The sequence below is a fragment of the Burkholderia sp. EMB26 genome (assembly GCF_024730645.1).
GTDB classification, from domain to species: Bacteria; Pseudomonadota; Gammaproteobacteria; order Burkholderiales; family Burkholderiaceae; genus Burkholderia; species Burkholderia cenocepacia.
Map to the genome: position 1 here is coordinate 415,921 of NZ_CP078070.1, position 14,827 is coordinate 430,747.

Annotated in this window: 20 protein-coding genes; all 20 read left to right on the forward strand. The window is 66.8% G+C overall.

The genetic code is table 11. The features are described 5' to 3' along the window. Positions 1–10 precede the first annotated feature (10 nt). Positions 11–571 carry an outer membrane lipid asymmetry maintenance protein MlaD gene (mlaD, locus tag KU887_RS02000; RefSeq protein WP_006486221.1) on the forward strand — a complete coding sequence of 187 codons (561 nt, stop codon included), beginning with the start codon at positions 11–13 and terminating at the stop codon, positions 569–571. Positions 572–602: 31 nt separating this feature from the next. Beyond that, positions 603–1,565 carry a VacJ family lipoprotein gene (locus KU887_RS02005; protein WP_258255521.1) on the forward strand — a complete coding sequence of 321 codons (963 nt, stop codon included), beginning with the start codon at positions 603–605 and terminating at the stop codon, positions 1,563–1,565. Positions 1,566–1,676: 111 nt separating this feature from the next. Beyond that, positions 1,677–2,306, forward strand: a complete 630-nt coding sequence (locus tag KU887_RS02010; RefSeq protein ID WP_012492305.1) for a phospholipid-binding protein MlaC — start codon at positions 1,677–1,679, stop codon at positions 2,304–2,306. Beyond that, the gene (locus KU887_RS02015) at positions 2,303–2,578 is read left to right on the forward strand and encodes a lipid asymmetry maintenance protein MlaB (RefSeq protein WP_006485329.1); all 276 of its coding nucleotides are present in this window, start codon (positions 2,303–2,305) and stop codon (positions 2,576–2,578) included. The genes KU887_RS02010 and KU887_RS02015 overlap by 4 nt, the downstream gene beginning before the upstream one ends. Before the next feature lie 192 nt (positions 2,579–2,770). Then, on the forward strand, positions 2,771–3,697 hold the full coding sequence (locus KU887_RS02020) for an ABC transporter ATP-binding protein (RefSeq protein WP_006485348.1): 927 nt from the start codon (positions 2,771–2,773) through the stop codon (positions 3,695–3,697). Continuing rightward, entirely contained in the window at positions 3,694–4,515 is an 822-nt protein-coding gene (locus tag KU887_RS02025; RefSeq protein ID WP_006485346.1) for an ABC transporter permease, read from the forward strand. The genes KU887_RS02020 and KU887_RS02025 overlap by 4 nt, the downstream gene beginning before the upstream one ends. 53 nt (positions 4,516–4,568) lie before the next feature. Continuing rightward, positions 4,569–4,808 carry a BolA family protein gene (locus KU887_RS02030; protein WP_006477131.1) on the forward strand — a complete coding sequence of 80 codons (240 nt, stop codon included), beginning with the start codon at positions 4,569–4,571 and terminating at the stop codon, positions 4,806–4,808. A 14-nt stretch (positions 4,809–4,822) separates the two neighbouring features. Then, complete coding sequence (murA, locus tag KU887_RS02035) at positions 4,823–6,172, forward strand: UDP-N-acetylglucosamine 1-carboxyvinyltransferase (protein WP_048986840.1); 1,350 nt, start codon at positions 4,823–4,825, stop codon at positions 6,170–6,172. Then, positions 6,169–6,822 (forward strand): ATP phosphoribosyltransferase, encoded by a 654-nt coding sequence (hisG, locus tag KU887_RS02040; protein WP_006477129.1) that lies wholly within the window; start codon positions 6,169–6,171, stop codon positions 6,820–6,822. Before murA ends, hisG begins: the two co-directional genes overlap by 4 nt. Before the next feature lie 24 nt (positions 6,823–6,846). Then, positions 6,847–8,163, forward strand: coding sequence for a histidinol dehydrogenase (hisD, locus tag KU887_RS02045; protein ID WP_006494431.1), 1,317 nt, complete (start codon positions 6,847–6,849; stop codon positions 8,161–8,163). Between the two features lie 98 nt (positions 8,164–8,261). Beyond that, positions 8,262–9,335, forward strand: coding sequence for a histidinol-phosphate transaminase (gene hisC, locus KU887_RS02050; protein ID WP_058902243.1), 1,074 nt, complete (start codon positions 8,262–8,264; stop codon positions 9,333–9,335). 65 nt (positions 9,336–9,400) lie between these two features. Beyond that, entirely contained in the window at positions 9,401–9,988 is a 588-nt protein-coding gene (gene hisB / locus KU887_RS02055) for an imidazoleglycerol-phosphate dehydratase HisB (RefSeq protein ID WP_006477126.1), read from the forward strand. A gap of 60 nt (positions 9,989–10,048) precedes the next feature. Further along, entirely contained in the window at positions 10,049–10,669 is a 621-nt protein-coding gene (locus KU887_RS02060) for a YchE family NAAT transporter (protein ID WP_006485349.1), read from the forward strand. Next, positions 10,666–11,307 carry an imidazole glycerol phosphate synthase subunit HisH gene (gene hisH, locus KU887_RS02065; protein WP_258253928.1) on the forward strand — a complete coding sequence of 214 codons (642 nt, stop codon included), beginning with the start codon at positions 10,666–10,668 and terminating at the stop codon, positions 11,305–11,307. Before KU887_RS02060 ends, hisH begins: the two co-directional genes overlap by 4 nt. 163 nt (positions 11,308–11,470) lie before the next feature. Next, positions 11,471–12,226, forward strand: a complete 756-nt coding sequence (gene hisA / locus KU887_RS02070; RefSeq protein WP_006477123.1) for a 1-(5-phosphoribosyl)-5-[(5-phosphoribosylamino)methylideneamino]imidazole-4-carboxamide isomerase — start codon at positions 11,471–11,473, stop codon at positions 12,224–12,226. Positions 12,227–12,332: 106 nt separating this feature from the next. Next, the gene (gene hisF, locus KU887_RS02075) at positions 12,333–13,106 is read left to right on the forward strand and encodes an imidazole glycerol phosphate synthase subunit HisF (protein WP_006485327.1); all 774 of its coding nucleotides are present in this window, start codon (positions 12,333–12,335) and stop codon (positions 13,104–13,106) included. Beyond that, on the forward strand, positions 13,106–13,522 hold the full coding sequence (hisI, locus tag KU887_RS02080) for a phosphoribosyl-AMP cyclohydrolase (protein ID WP_006494429.1): 417 nt from the start codon (positions 13,106–13,108) through the stop codon (positions 13,520–13,522). The genes hisF and hisI overlap by 1 nt, the downstream gene beginning before the upstream one ends. Further along, complete coding sequence (locus KU887_RS02085; RefSeq protein WP_006485344.1) at positions 13,519–13,884, forward strand: phosphoribosyl-ATP diphosphatase; 366 nt, start codon at positions 13,519–13,521, stop codon at positions 13,882–13,884. Before hisI ends, KU887_RS02085 begins: the two co-directional genes overlap by 4 nt. A 70-nt stretch (positions 13,885–13,954) precedes the next feature. Next, positions 13,955–14,347, forward strand: coding sequence for a membrane protein (locus tag KU887_RS02090; RefSeq protein WP_006485332.1), 393 nt, complete (start codon positions 13,955–13,957; stop codon positions 14,345–14,347). A gap of 31 nt (positions 14,348–14,378) precedes the next feature. Next, positions 14,379–14,744, forward strand: a complete 366-nt coding sequence (locus KU887_RS02095; protein WP_006485352.1) for a histidine triad nucleotide-binding protein — start codon at positions 14,379–14,381, stop codon at positions 14,742–14,744. Positions 14,745–14,827 lie beyond the last annotated feature (83 nt).

The following is a 14,827-nucleotide window of genomic DNA, read 5'->3' on the forward strand; positions in this document are numbered from 1 at the left end:
AAATTTTGGGATGACGATGAAAAAGACTGCTCTCGACTTCTGGGTCGGCCTGTTCGTGGTGGTGGGCTTCCTTGCGGTGCTGTTCCTGGCGCTGAAGGTCGGCAACATGAGCTCGCTGTCGTTTCAGCCGACCTACTCGGTGAGAATGAAATTCGACAATATCGGCGGGCTGAAGCCGCGCGCGGCCGTGAAGAGCGCCGGCGTCGTGGTCGGCCGCGTGAAGTCGATCGGCTTCGACACGAACACGTACCAGGCGCTCGTCACGATCGACGTCGACGGCCAGTACCAATTCCCGAAGGATTCGTCGGCGAAGATCCTGACGTCGGGCCTGCTCGGCGAGCAATATATCGGCCTCGATCCGGGCGGCGACACCGAAATGCTGAAGGCGGGCGATACGATCACGATGACGCAATCGGCGATCGTGCTCGAGAACCTGATCGGCCAGTTCCTGTACAGCAAGGCCGCCGATGCGGGCGGTGCGAAGCCGGCAGCCGGCGCATCGGCCGCGCCGGCCGCGCCTGCGCCGGTGGCGGTGCCGGCGTCGGCGGTGTCCGGTTCAGCCGGCCAATAACCACACGAGAGAAAACAAGAGGGTAATGACCATGCACACGATCCGCATCAGGCGCGCCGCGCTGGCGGTAGCGGCAGTCGCCGCGTTGAGCGGCTGCGCGACCGTGCAGACGCCGACCAAGGGCGATCCGCTCGAAGGCTTCAACCGGACGATGTACAAGTTCAACGACACGGTCGACACGTACGCGCTGAAACCGGTCGCGAAGGGCTACCAGTACGTGGTGCCGCAGCCGGTGCGCGACAGCGTGACGAACTTCTTCTCGAACATCGGCGACGTCTACATCGCGGCGAACAACATCGTGCAGCTGCGCATCGCGGACGGCGTCGGCGACATCATGCGCGTCGTGATCAACACGGTGTTCGGCGTCGGCGGTCTGTTCGACGTCGCGACGATCGCGAAGCTGCCGAAGCACACGGCCGACTTCGGGATCACGATGGGCCGCTACGGCATGCCGTCGGGCCCGTATCTCGTGCTGCCGCTGCTCGGCCCGAGCACGCTGCGTGACACGGCCGGCCTCGGCGTCGACTACGTCGGCAACCCGCTTACCTACGTGAAGCCGGATGGCCTGAGCTGGGGCCTGTTCGGCGTGAACCTCGTCAACACGCGTGCGAACCTGCTCGGCGCGGGCGACGTGCTGGACGCCGCGGCGCTCGACAAGTATTCGTTCGTGCGCAACGCGTACCTGCAGCGCCGTCAGGCGCTGATCAGCAACGCCCGCGGCGAGGCCGCCGTAACGTCGAACAACGACGCGCTGCCGCAGTACGACCTGCCGGAAGACGGCGCGGCACCGGCGGCAGCCGGCGCGGCCGGTACCGCGGGTGCGGCGGCGGTGGGCGGTGCGGCGCCGGCGGGCGCATCGGGCGCGGCGGTTGCTGCGCCGGCGTCGGGCACGGCCGAATCGCCGAACCCGGCCAGCGAGACGAACGTGCCGGCGATGCAGGTGGCGCCGCCGTCGCCGGGCGGGTTCCGGTTCCCGAGCATCCGGCTGCACTGACGGACTTACATTCGTTACAGCCGGAAACGATTCAGTCGGTAGCGTACGCGAACTTGCGCGTAAGCTACCTGCTCCAACCTTCGCATCGACTCATTCATGCAGGCCACTATGATGAAAAAACTGTTCCTGATCCCCGTTTTCGCGGCGCTGTTCTCGTTCGGCAGCGCAGCTCACGCGCAAGTCGACCAGTCGAACCCGCAGGCGCTGATCAAGACGGCGACGCAGCAGGTGCTCGACGAAGTCAAGCAGCAGACGATCAAGCAGGGCGACACCAACCGCATCATCTCGATCGTCAACAAGGACATCCTGCCGTACACCGATTTCCGCCGCACCACGCAGCTCGCGATGGGCCGCAACTGGCGCACGGCGACGGCCGAGCAGCAACAGCAGGTTCAGGAGCAGTTCAAGCTGCTGCTGATCCGCACGTATTCGGGCGCGCTCGCGCAGCTGAAGCCGGACCAGCAGATCCAGTACCCGCCGTTCCGTGCGGATCCGGCCGATACCGACGTCGTGGTCAAGACGGTCGCGATGAACAACGGCCAGCCGGTCCAGATCGATTACCGCCTGTACAAGACGGCGAACGGCTGGAAGGTGTATGACCTGAACGTGCTCGGCGCATGGCTGATCCAGACCTACCAGCAGCAGTTCAACGAGAAGATCCAGCAAAGCGGCGTGGAAGGGCTGATCCAGTTCCTGACGCAGCGCAACCAGCAACTTGCCGCCGGCAAGCAAGCGTCGTGAGCGGCTTCGAAGCCGGCTCCTCGCTGACCGTCGCGAGCGCGAAGTCCGCGCTCGCGGCCGGTCTTGCGCGCATCGGTGCGGGCGCAACCGCCGTCGATTGCGCGGCGCTGACGCAGTTCGACTCGTCCGCGCTCGCCGTGCTGCTCGCATGGCAACGTGCCGCCAAAGCGCGCGGCGCGACCCTCGACATCCTCAATCTCCCTCCGAAGCTCGCCAGCCTCGCGCACGCCTACGGCGTCGACGCGCTCATCGAAGGCACCGGGCGACATTGATCCTGTCCGACCGAAGCCTGCCGCGCCAGCCGGCGCGCGCATGCTTCAGGCCGCGCGCCCTCGGCGCCGGCTCCCCCAGCCGGTTTGCCCTATAATCAAGCGTTTTGCGGGGCAGCCAATCGGCGTCCGGCCCCCATTTTCTTTCGCAGCAAGCACAGAATAGGCGTCGCGGCCCTGGCGTCGCGCACAGTCATGTCAGCCATAGAAATCCGTCACGTCAAGAAGCGCTACAAGTCGCTTCAGGCGCTCAAGGGCGTCAGCCTGTCGGTCGAGGAAGGCGAGTTTTTCGGTCTGCTCGGCCCCAACGGCGCAGGCAAGACCACGCTCATCAGTATCCTCGCCGGGCTCGCCCGGGCCGACGAAGGCAGTATCTCGGTGCGCGGTCACGACGTCGTCCAGGACTTCCGCAATGCGCGCCGCGCGCTCGGCGTCGTGCCGCAGGAACTCGTTTTCGACCCGTTCTTCACCGTCCGCGAGACGCTGCGGATCCAGTCCGGCTACTTCGGGCTGCGCCGCAACGACGACTGGATCGATGAAGTGATGGCCAATCTCGATCTCACCGAGAAAGCCGACGCGAACATGCGCGCGCTGTCGGGCGGGATGAAGCGCCGCGTGCTCGTCGCGCAGGCGCTCGTGCACCGGCCGCCGGTGATCGTGCTCGACGAGCCGACCGCCGGCGTCGACGTCGAATTGCGCCAGACGCTGTGGAAATTCATCTCGCGCCTGAACCGCGAGGGTCACACGATCGTGCTGACCACCCATTACCTCGAGGAAGCCGAGTCGCTGTGCGACCGCATCGCGATGCTGCGCCGGGGCGAAGTCGTCGCGCTCGACCGCACCGACGCGCTGCTGCGCCGGTTCGCGGGCCTGCAACTGTACCTGCGGTTCGCGACCGGTGCGCTGCCGGCCGAGCTGCGCGGGCTGGAGACCGATCCGGCCGCGCGCGCGCCGGGCGAGCACCTGCTGCGTCTCGGGAGCTACGACGAGGTCGAACGCATCCTCGCGCAATGCCGCGCGGCCGGTTGCACGTTCGACGAGATCGAGGTCCGCAAGGCCGACCTCGAGGATGTGTTCGTCCAGGTGATGAACGGGGCCGAGGTGATCGAGGGGCTGGCATGAATCAACACTCCCCACGCGAACTGCGTTCGCTGACGTCCGAGGGGACGGCCCGGCGCGTGCCGGGAAGCGGGTTTCGCACGCTGTTCTACAAGGAACTGCTGCGTTTCTGGAAGGTGTCGTTCCAGACGGTGCTCGCGCCGATCGTCACCGCGCTGCTGTACCTGACGATCTTCGGCCACGCGCTGTCGGGCCGCGTCGAGGTCTATCCGGGCGTCGAGTACGTGAGCTTTCTCGTGCCGGGCCTCGTGATGATGAGCGTGCTGCAGAACGCGTTCGCGAACAGCTCGTCGTCGCTGATCCAGTCGAAGATCACCGGCAACCTCGTGTTCATGCTGCTGCCGCCGCTGTCGTACCGCGACATCTTCGGCGCGTACGTGCTCGCGTCCGTGGTGCGCGGGCTCGCGGTCGGCACCGGCGTGTTCGTCGTGACGATCTGGTTTATCCCGATGCACTTCGCGGCGCCGCTGTTCATCATTGCGTTCGCGCTGCTCGGCTCGGCGATCCTCGGCACGCTCGGCCTGATCGCCGGGATCTGGGCCGAGAAGTTCGACCAGCTCGCCGCGTTCCAGAACTTCCTGATCATGCCGCTGACGTTCCTGTCCGGCGTGTTCTATTCGACGCACTCGCTGCCGCCCGTGTGGCGCGAAGTGTCGCGTCTCAACCCGTTTTTCTACATGATCGACGGCTTCCGTTTCGGGTTCTTCGGCGCGTCCGACATCAACCCGTTCGCGAGCCTCGCGATCGTCACCGGTTTCTTCGTGCTGCTCGCGCTGATCGCGATGCGGCTGCTCGCGACCGGCTACAAACTGCGTCATTGATATCGTCAGGCCGCGGCCGCCCAGGGCGGCGCGCGCCACAGGAGCCTTACACCATGTTGCCGACTCCCGAACAGGTCAAGCAATACATCGCCGGCGGTCTCGCCTGCACGCATCTGGAAGTCGAAGGCGACGGCCAGCATTTCTTCGCGACGATCGTGTCGGCGGCCTTCGAAGGCAAGCGGCCGATCCAGCGGCACCAGCTCGTCTATGCGGCGCTCGGCGATCGCATGAAGCAGGAAATTCACGCGCTCAGCATGAAGACGCTGACGCCCGCCGAATGGCAGAACGCATAAACGGAAATCACTGAGTGCAAGTCACCGTCAACGAGCGCGACGCCGTCCAGAGCGTCGCCACGGCACACCCGGCCGCCAACGGGGAATCGCAGGGACAGGGGATGGACAAACTCGCGATCGAAGGCGGTCGCCGCCTGTCCGGCGAGATCGTCGTGTCGGGCGCGAAGAACGCCGCGCTGCCGATCCTGTGCGCGGGACTGCTCACCGCCGACCCGGTCGATCTCGACAACGTGCCGAACCTGAAGGACGTGCGCACGACGCTGAAGGTGCTGAACCAGATGGGCGTGAAGAGCGAGACCGACGGCTGCCGCGTGCAGCTCGACGCGTCGCGCGTCGACAACCTCGTCGCGCCGTACGAGCTCGTGAAGACGATGCGCGCGTCGATCCTCGTGCTCGGACCGCTGCTCGCGCGTTTCGGCGAGGCGAAGGTGTCGCTGCCGGGCGGCTGCGCGATCGGCGCGCGACCGGTCGACCAGCACATCAAGGGCCTGCAGGCGATGGGCGCCGAGATCAGCATCGAGCACGGCTTCATCGAGGCGCGCGCGAAGCGCCTGAAGGGCGCGCGCATCGTGACCGACATGATCACGGTGACGGGCACGGAAAACCTGCTGATGGCCGCGACGCTCGCCGACGGCGAGACGGTGATCGAAAACGCCGCGCGCGAGCCGGAAGTGAGCGATCTCGCACACTTGCTGGTCGCGATGGGCGCGAAAATCGACGGCATCGGCACCGATCGCCTCGTGATCCAGGGCGTCGAGCGGCTGCACGGCGCGCGTCATTCGGTGATCCCCGACCGGATCGAGGCCGGCACGTTCCTGTGCGCGGTCGCGGCGGCCGGCGGCGACGTGATGCTGACGGGCGTGCGCCCGCACATCCTCGACGCGGTGATCGACAAGCTGCGCGAAGCCGGCGTGTCGATCGAGGAAGGCGACAGCTGGCTGCGCGTGAAGATGGATCGCCGCCCGTCGGCGGTGACGATCCGCACGTCGGAATACCCGGCGTTCCCGACCGACATGCAGGCGCAGTTCATGGCCCTCAATACGGTTGCGACGGGCACCGCGCAGGTCGTCGAGACCATTTTCGAGAACCGCTTCATGCATGTGCAGGAGCTGAACCGGCTCGGCGCGAACATCACGATCGACGGCAACACGGCGCTCGTGACGGGCGTCGACAAGCTGTCGGGCGCGAACGTGATGGCGACCGACCTGCGTGCGTCGGCGAGCCTCGTGATCGCCGGGCTGCGCGCCGACGGCGAAACGCTCGTCGACCGCATCTATCACCTGGACCGCGGCTACGACCGCATGGAAGCCAAACTGACCGCCGTCGGCGCGAACGTGCGCCGCCTCTCCGGGAGCCAAGCATGACCGCGCCGCTGACCCTCGCCCTGTCGAAGGGCCGGATTTTCGAGGAAACCCTGCCGCTGCTGGCCGCCGCCGGCGTGCAGGTGGCCGAGGACCCGGAAACGTCGCGCAAGCTGATCCTGCCGACGACCGATCCGAACCTGCGCGTGATCATCGTGCGCGCGAGCGACGTGCCGACCTACGTCGAATACGGCGCGGCCGATTTCGGCGTGGCCGGCAAGGACGTGCTGGTCGAGCACGGCGGCTCGGGCCTGTACCAGCCGATCGATCTGAACATTGCGCGCTGCCGGATGTCGGTGGCCGTGCCGGCCGGCTTCGACTACGCGAACGCAGTGCGCCAGGGCGCGCGCCTGCGGGTCGCGACCAAATACGTCGAAACGGCGCGCGAACACTTTGCCGCGAAGGGCGTGCACGTCGACCTGATCAAGCTGTACGGCTCGATGGAGCTCGCGCCGCTGGTCGGGCTGGCCGACGCGATCGTCGACCTCGTCAGCTCGGGCGGCACGCTGAAGGCGAACAATCTGGTCGAGGTCGAGGAGATCATGGCGATCTCGTCGCGCCTCGTCGTGAACCAGGCCGCGCTGAAGCTGAAGCGCGCGGCGCTCAAGCCGATCCTCGACGCGTTCGAACGCGCGTCGCAGAATGGCGGTTGAGCGCATCACCGTAACGGAACTCCCATGTCCATCACCATCCGCAAGCTCGATTCGACGAACGAAGGCTTCGGCGCCGCGCTGCGCGCCGTGCTCGCGTTCGAGGCGAGCGAAGACGAAGCGATCGAGCAATCGGTCGCGAAGATCCTCGCCGACGTGAAGTCGCGCGGCGACGCCGCGGTGCTCGAGTACACGAACCGCTTCGACCGGCTGAGCGCGAACAGCGTCGCCGCGCTCGAATTGCCGCAGGACGCGCTGCAGACGGCGCTCGACGGCCTCGCGCCGAAGGCGCGCGCGGCGCTGGAAGCGGCCGCGGCGCGGGTGCGCGCGTACCACGAGAAGCAGAAGATCGAGTGCGGCACGCATAGCTGGCAGTACACGGAAAGCGACGGCACGGTGCTCGGCCAGAAGGTCACGCCGCTCGACCGCGTCGGCCTGTACGTGCCGGGCGGCAAGGCCGCGTATCCGTCGTCGGTGCTGATGAACGCGATTCCCGCGCGCGTCGCGGGGGTCGGCGAGATCGTGATGGTCGTGCCGACGCCGGACGGCGTGAAGAACGACCTCGTGCTGGCCGCAGCGCTGCTCGGCGGCGTCGATCGCGTGTTCACGATCGGCGGCGCGCAGGCGGTCGGCGCGCTCGCATACGGCACCGAGACGGTGCCGGCCGTCGACAAGATCTGCGGCCCCGGCAACGCGTACGTCGCGTCGGCGAAGCGCCGCGTGTTCGGCACGGTCGGCATCGACATGATCGCCGGGCCGTCGGAAATCCTCGTGCTGTGCGACGGCACGACCGATCCGAACTGGGTCGCGATGGACCTGTTCTCGCAGGCCGAGCACGACGAACTCGCGCAGTCGATCCTGCTGTGCCCGGACGGTGCGTTCCTCGATCGCGTCGAAAAGGCGATCGACGAGCTGCTGCCGACGATGCCGCGCCAGGACGTGATCCGCGCGTCGCTCGAGGGCCGCGGCGCGCTGATCAAGGTGCGCGACATGGCCGAGGCGTGCCGGATCGCCAACGACATCGCGCCGGAACACCTCGAAATTTCGGCGCTGGAGCCGCAGCAATGGGGCCAGCAGATCCGCCACGCGGGCGCGATCTTCCTCGGCCGCTACACGAGCGAGAGCCTCGGCGACTACTGCGCGGGCCCGAACCACGTGCTGCCGACATCGCGCACCGCGCGCTTCTCGTCGCCGCTCGGCGTGTACGACTTCATCAAGCGCTCGAGCCTGATCGAGGTCAGCGCGGAAGGCGCGCAGACGCTCGGCGAGATCGCGTCCGAGCTCGCTTACGGCGAAGGACTGCAGGCGCACGCAAGGAGCGCCGAGTTCCGGATGAAGGGCTGACCGCGCATTTTTGGAGCGGGGCAGGAGACGAGTGCAGGGCGGCAGCCGCCGCCCTGCCGACCCTTTGACGCCGGCGCGACGCACGCCGGCTTGAGACCATGACGACGCCACAAGACATCATCCGCCGCGACGTGCTCGCGATGACCAGCTATCCGGTGCCGGACGCGAGCGGGTTCGTGAAGCTCGACGCGATGGAGAACCCGTATCCGCTGCCGGCGCCGCTCGCCGCGGCGCTCGGCGAGCGGCTCGCGCAGGTCGCGCTGAACCGCTACCCGGCGCCGCGCCCGGCCGCGCTGCTCGACAAGCTGCGCCACGCGATGCGTGTGCCGGCCGGCTGCGACGTGCTGCTCGGCAACGGTTCCGACGAAATCATCAGCATGATCTCGGTCGCGTGCGCGCAGCCGGGCGCGAAGGTGCTCGCACCGGTGCCGGGCTTCGTGATGTACGAACTGTCGGCGAAGTTCGCGCAGCTCGAATTCGTCGGCGTGCCGCTGCGGGCCGACCTGACGCTCGACGTCGACGCGATGCTCGCGGCGATCGCCGAGCACCGGCCGGCGATCGTCTATCTCGCGTACCCGAACAACCCGACCGGCACGCTGTACGACGATGCCGACATCGAACGGATCGTCGCGGCCGCGTGCCACAGCCTGATCGTGATCGACGAGGCGTACCAGCCGTTCGCCGAGCGTTCGTGGCTGCCGCGCGCCGCCGAGTTCGACAACGTCGTCGTGATGCGCACGGTGTCGAAGCTCGGCCTCGCGGGCATCCGCCTCGGCTATCTCGTCGGCTTGCCCGCGTGGCTGAACGAGTTCGACAAGGTGCGCCCGCCGTACAACATCAACGTGCTGACCCAGGCGACCGCCGATTTCCTGCTCGATCACCTCGACGTGCTCGACGCGCAGGCGGCCGAATTGCGTGCGGAGCGCGCGCGCCTCGCGCAGGCGGTGACCGCGCTGCCCGGGGCGACGGTGTTCCCGAGCGCCGGCAATTTCCTGCTGGTACGTGTGCCGGACGCGGCCGTCGTGTTCGATGCGCTGCTCACCGAGCGGGTGCTGGTCAAAAACGTGAGTAAAATGCATCCATTACTGGCCGAATGCGTGCGGCTGACCGTCGGTTCTCCCGACGAAAACGCCCGCCTGCTGGCCGCCTTGAAACTCGCGCTGCCCGGTTGAGCCCAGGGCGCGGCGGCGCGCGATGATCAATCCCCATTTACATCAGACTCAATCAAGGAATTGCCATGCGTGTGGCGGAAGTCGTTCGCAATACCAGCGAAACGCAGATCCGTGTGAAGCTCGATCTCGACGGCACCGGCCAGCAGAAGCTGGCCACCGGCGTGCCGTTTCTCGACCATATGCTCGACCAGATCGCGCGACACGGTCTGGTCGATCTCGAGGTCGAAGCGCATGGCGACACGCATATCGACGATCACCACACGGTCGAGGATGTCGGCATCACGCTCGGTCAGGCCGTCGCGAAGGCGATCGGCGACCGCAAGGGCATCCGCCGCTACGGCCATTCGTACGTGCCGCTCGACGAGGCGCTGTCGCGCGTCGTGATCGACTTCTCGGGCCGGCCGGGCCTCGAATTCCACGTGCCGTTCACGCGCGCGCGGATCGGCACGTTCGACGTCGACCTGTCGATCGAGTTCTTCCGCGGTTTCGTGAACCACGCGGGCGTCACGCTGCACATCGACAACCTGCGCGGGATCAACGCGCACCACCAGCTCGAGACGGTGTTCAAGGCCTTCGGCCGGGCGCTGCGCGCGGCGGTGGAGCTCGACGAGCGGGCGGCGGGGCAGATTCCGTCGACCAAAGGCAGCCTCTAACTTCCGAACGGACGACGCCAAGGACGACCTCACGGCTTCGGCGCGGCGCGCCGGCGTGCGATGGATCTGCTCAAATCGTTCATTTCGCTGCTCGCGCTGATCAACCCGGTCGGCGCGGTGCCGTTCTTCCTGAGCCTGACGGCGCAGCAGACGGACGACGAGCGGCGGCGCACGATCCGGATTGCATCGGTGTCGGTGTTCTGCGTGATGACGGTGACCGCGCTGCTCGGGCAGCAGATCATCAACTTCTTCGGCATTTCGGTCGGGTCGCTCGAAGTGGGCGGCGGGATCATCATGCTGCTGATGGCGATCAACATGCTGAACGCGCAGATCGGCAATACGCGATCGACGCCGGAGGAGCGCCACGAAGCCGAGCTGAAGGACAACATCGCGGTCGTGCCGCTGGCGATTCCGCTGCTCACGGGCCCCGGCTCGATCAGCACGGTGATCATCTATGCGGCGAACGCGCATCACTGGTATGAACGGGCCGGGCTGGTCGCGATCGGCGCGGTCCTGGCTTTTCTGTGTTTCGTCGCGATGCGGCTCGCCGAGCCGATCGCGAACTGGATCGGCCGCACCGGCATCAACATCGCCACACGGCTGATGGGTCTGATGCTGTCGGCGCTGGCGGTGGAATTCATCGTCAATGGACTGAGGGCGCTACTGCCTGCACTGAGATGAAAACTTCGATTGCGATTGTGGATTATGGGATGGGCAACCTGCGCTCGGTCGCGCAGGCGCTCAGGAAGGCCGAACCGGCCGCCGACGTGGCGATCGTCGACACGCCGGCCGCGATTCGCGCGGCCGACCGTGTCGTGCTGCCCGGCCAGGGCGCGATGCCCGACTGCATGCGCTGCCTCGGCGAATCGGGCCTGCAGGAGGCCGTGATCGAGGCGTCGCGCACGAAGCCGCTGCTCGGCGTGTGCGTCGGCGAGCAGATGCTGTTCGACTGGAGCGCGGAAGGCGACACGAAGGGCCTCGGCCTGTTGCCCGGCAAGGTCGTGCGCTTCGCGCTCGACGGCCGCGTGCAGGACGACGGCTCGCGCTTCAAGGTGCCGCAGATGGGCTGGAACCGCGTGCGCCAGGCGCAGCCGCACCCGCTGTGGGACGGCGTGCCCGACGACGCGTATTTCTACTTCGTGCACAGCTATTACGTGACGCCGGACAACCCGGCGCACACGGTCGGCGAAACGGCCTACGGCGCGCCGTTTACGTCCGCGGTCGCGCGGGACAACCTCTTCGCGACCCAATTCCACCCGGAGAAAAGCGCGGAGGTCGGGTTGCGTCTGTATCGCAACTTCGTACACTGGAAACCGTAAACGTGGTGCGCGAGCCACAGTCGCCCTGGCCGAAAGGCCTGTCGCACGGGGCTTGCCCGCCTAAGCGCCGAAAGAGTTGTACTAAACTAGCGAGACGGCGCGGCACCGGTTTGGCCGGTACGCGCCGGATTCTTTTCTTTTTCCACGACGACACCCGATTGCTATGTTGCTGATTCCGGCCATCGACCTCAAAGACGGTCAGTGTGTGCGCCTCAAACAGGGCGATATGGACCAGGCCACGATTTTTTCCGAGGACCCGGCGGCGATGGCCCGCAAGTGGGTCGATCTCGGCGCCCGGCGGCTCCATCTCGTCGACCTGAACGGCGCATTCGCCGGCAAGCCGAAGAATCTCGAGGCGATCGAAGCGATCCTCGACGAAGTCGGCGACGAAATTCCCGTCCAGCTCGGCGGCGGCATCCGCAGCCTCGAGACGATCGAGAAGTATCTCGACGCCGGCCTGTCCTACGTGATCATCGGCACGGCGGCCGTGAAGAACCCGGGCTTCCTGCAGGACGCGTGCACCGCGTTCTCCGGCAGCATCATCGTCGGGCTGGACGCGAAGGACGGCAAGGTCGCGACCGACGGCTGGAGCAAGCTGACCGGTCACGAGGTGATCGATCTCGCGAAGAAGTTCGAGGATTACGGCGTCGAATCGATCGTCTACACGGACATCGGCCGCGACGGGATGCTGCAGGGCATCAACATCGACGCGACGGTGAAGCTCGCGCAGGCGGTCGGCATCCCGGTGATCGCCAGCGGCGGCCTGTCGAACCTCACGGACATCGAGAGCCTGTGCGAAGTGGAAGAGCACGGCGTCGAAGGCGTGATCTGCGGCCGTGCGATCTACTCCGGCGATCTCGATTTCGCGGCCGCGCAAAAGCGCGCGGACGAACTGAACGGCGAACTCGACAACGCGTAACCGCGGTTGTCCCGTTCGCCGGGGCTGCCCGCAGGCGGCCCCGACCGGAAGCCTCGCGCGAGGCTTCCGCAACCGGCCGTCCCAGCGCGGCATTTGGCGCAACATCATGGCTCTAGCTAAACGCATCATCCCCTGCCTGGACGTGACCGCCGGGCGTGTCGTCAAGGGCGTCAATTTCGTCGAGCTGCGCGACGCCGGCGACCCCGTCGAAATCGCCCGCCGCTACGACGACCAGGGTGCCGACGAACTGACCTTCCTCGACATCACCGCGACGTCCGACCAGCGCGACCTGATCCTGCCGATCATCGAAGCCGTTGCGTCGCAGGTGTTCATTCCGCTGACCGTCGGCGGTGGCGTGCGCGCCGTCGAGGACGTGCGGCGCCTGCTGAACGCGGGCGCGGACAAGGTCAGCATGAATTCGTCGGCGGTCGCGAACCCGCAGCTCGTGCGCGACGCGGCCGACAAGTACGGCTCGCAGTGCATCGTCGTCGCGATCGATGCGAAGCGCGTGTCGGCCGACGGCGAGGCGCCGCGCTGGGAAGTGTTCACGCACGGCGGCCGCAAGAACACGGGCCTCGACGCGATCGAATGGGCGCGCAAGATGGCCGAACTCGGCGCCGGCGAGATCCTGCTCACGAGCATGGACCGCGACGGCACGAAGTCGGGCTTCGACCTCGCGCTCACGCGCGGCGTGTCGGATGCGGTGCCGGTGCCGGTGATCGCGTCGGGCGGCGTCGGTTCGCTGCAGCACCTGGCCGACGGCATCAAGGACGGCCGCGCCGACGCGGTGCTGGCCGCGAGCATCTTCCACTACGGCGAGCACACGGTCGGCGAGGCGAAGCGCTTCATGTCCGACCAGGGCATCGCGGTGAGGCTGTGATGAATACGGAAACGAAATCCCTGCCCGCGTGGCTCGACAAGGTCCGCTGGGACGACAACGGCCTCGTGCCGGTGATCGCGCAGGAAGCGTCGACCAACGACGTGCTGATGTTCGCGTGGATGAATCGCGAGGCGCTCGCGAAGACGGTCGAGACGCAGCGCGCGGTCTACTATTCGCGTTCGCGCAAGCGCCTGTGGTTCAAGGGCGAGGAGTCGGGCCACGTGCAGCACGTGCACGAAGTGCGGCTCGACTGCGACGAGGACGTCGTGCTGCTGAAGGTCGAGCAGGTGTCGGGCATCGCATGCCACACCGGCCGGCATTCGTGCTTCTTCCAGAAATTCGAAGGCAACGTGGACAGCGGCGACTGGGTCGCGGTCGAACCGGTGCTGAAAGACCCCGAACACATCTACAAATGACGCAATCGACCGAAGACACGCTGCTGCGCCTCGCGGCCGTGATCGATAGCCGCAAGGGCGGCGACCCCGACCAATCGTACGTGTCGCGCCTGTTCCACAAGGGCGACGACGCGGTGCTGAAGAAGATCGGCGAAGAGGCGACGGAAGTCGTGCTGGCCGCGAAGGACGTGCGCCAGGGCGGCGCGCCGACCGCGCTCGTCGGCGAGGTGGCCGACCTGTGGTTCCACTGCCTCGTGATGCTGTCGCATTTCGACCTGAGCCCCGCCGACGTGATCGCCGAACTCGAGCGTCGCGAAGGCTTGTCGGGCATCGAGGAAAAGGCGCTGCGCAAGCGTCGCGAGCGCGAGGAAAACGGCGGGTGACGGGCACGCCCCGCCGCGGTGGCAACAGTGCGGTAAGCTGTAAGAATTGTCATCTAACGGGGGTAGCATCATGAACGATACGTCGAACCAGTTTCCGACGCCGGCGGTGCCGGGAGCCGCGGATGCCGAACGCCTGAACGGGCTGCGCACGCTGACCCACGTGCTGTACGGCCTCTATGCGATTCACTGGCTGACGGGTGGCGTCACGGGCATCATCGCGATCATCATCAACTACGTGAAGCGCGGCGACGTGGCCGGCACGCCGTACGCCGATCACTTCGAGTGGCAGATCCGCACGTTCTGGCGCGCGCTGATCGCATACGTGATCGGCATCGCGCTGCTGTTCGTGGGGGTGGGATTCGTGATCATGTTTGTCACATGGATTTGGACGCTGTACCGTATCATCAAGGGTTGGCTGTACCTGAACGACAACAAGGCGCTCGATCCGCAGGCATGGTTCTGACCGGCCGCGCGCGGGCGTCTGCAGGAGCAACATGAGTCACGATCCGAATTGCCTGTTCTGCAAGATCGCGGCAGGCGAGATCCCGAGCACGAAGGTGCACGAGGACGACGAATTCGTCGCGTTCCGCGACATCCGCCCGGCGGCCGACACGCACGTGCTCGTGATTCCGCGCCAGCACCTGCCGACGCTGTCGGCGGCGAGCGACGCCGATGCGCCGATGCTCGGCCGGCTGATGCTGCTCGTCGCGCGTCTGGCCGACCAGCTCGGCGTCGCGTATACGGGCGGCGAAACCGGTTTCCGTACGGTGATCAACACGGGCCCGGGCGGCGGGCAGGAGGTCTACCACCTGCACGCGCATATCCTGGCCGGCCCGCGCCCGTGGCAGCGAATGGGTTGACGCAGCGGGGCGTTTCCCCGCATCGATAGTCGAAGCCGGCGTGCCGCCGGCGATTTGCGCCGCGACGCGGCGTGGTTGAGGAG

What these genes read in the sequence shown, in the direction of transcription:
- mlaD (WP_006486221.1), top strand. Translation starts at nt 11, where the DNA reads ATGACGATGAAAAAGACTGCTCTCGACTTCTGGGTCGGCCTGTTCGTG.
- KU887_RS02005 (WP_258255521.1), top strand. Translation starts at nt 603, where the DNA reads ATGCACACGATCCGCATCAGGCGCGCCGCGCTGGCGGTAGCGGCAGTC.
- KU887_RS02010 (WP_012492305.1), top strand. Translation starts at nt 1,677, where the DNA reads ATGAAAAAACTGTTCCTGATCCCCGTTTTCGCGGCGCTGTTCTCGTTC.
- KU887_RS02020 (WP_006485348.1), top strand. Translation starts at nt 2,771, where the DNA reads ATGTCAGCCATAGAAATCCGTCACGTCAAGAAGCGCTACAAGTCGCTT.
- KU887_RS02025 (WP_006485346.1), top strand. Translation starts at nt 3,694, where the DNA reads ATGAATCAACACTCCCCACGCGAACTGCGTTCGCTGACGTCCGAGGGG.
- KU887_RS02030 (WP_006477131.1), top strand. Translation starts at nt 4,569, where the DNA reads ATGTTGCCGACTCCCGAACAGGTCAAGCAATACATCGCCGGCGGTCTC.
- hisG (WP_006477129.1), top strand. Translation starts at nt 6,169, where the DNA reads ATGACCGCGCCGCTGACCCTCGCCCTGTCGAAGGGCCGGATTTTCGAG.
- hisD (WP_006494431.1), top strand. Translation starts at nt 6,847, where the DNA reads ATGTCCATCACCATCCGCAAGCTCGATTCGACGAACGAAGGCTTCGGC.
- hisC (WP_058902243.1), top strand. Translation starts at nt 8,262, where the DNA reads ATGACGACGCCACAAGACATCATCCGCCGCGACGTGCTCGCGATGACC.
- hisB (WP_006477126.1), top strand. Translation starts at nt 9,401, where the DNA reads ATGCGTGTGGCGGAAGTCGTTCGCAATACCAGCGAAACGCAGATCCGT.
- KU887_RS02060 (WP_006485349.1), top strand. Translation starts at nt 10,049, where the DNA reads ATGGATCTGCTCAAATCGTTCATTTCGCTGCTCGCGCTGATCAACCCG.
- hisH (WP_258253928.1), top strand. Translation starts at nt 10,666, where the DNA reads ATGAAAACTTCGATTGCGATTGTGGATTATGGGATGGGCAACCTGCGC.
- hisA (WP_006477123.1), top strand. Translation starts at nt 11,471, where the DNA reads ATGTTGCTGATTCCGGCCATCGACCTCAAAGACGGTCAGTGTGTGCGC.
- hisF (WP_006485327.1), top strand. Translation starts at nt 12,333, where the DNA reads ATGGCTCTAGCTAAACGCATCATCCCCTGCCTGGACGTGACCGCCGGG.
- hisI (WP_006494429.1), top strand. Translation starts at nt 13,106, where the DNA reads ATGAATACGGAAACGAAATCCCTGCCCGCGTGGCTCGACAAGGTCCGC.
- KU887_RS02085 (WP_006485344.1), top strand. Translation starts at nt 13,519, where the DNA reads ATGACGCAATCGACCGAAGACACGCTGCTGCGCCTCGCGGCCGTGATC.
- KU887_RS02090 (WP_006485332.1), top strand. Translation starts at nt 13,955, where the DNA reads ATGAACGATACGTCGAACCAGTTTCCGACGCCGGCGGTGCCGGGAGCC.
- KU887_RS02095 (WP_006485352.1), top strand. Translation starts at nt 14,379, where the DNA reads ATGAGTCACGATCCGAATTGCCTGTTCTGCAAGATCGCGGCAGGCGAG.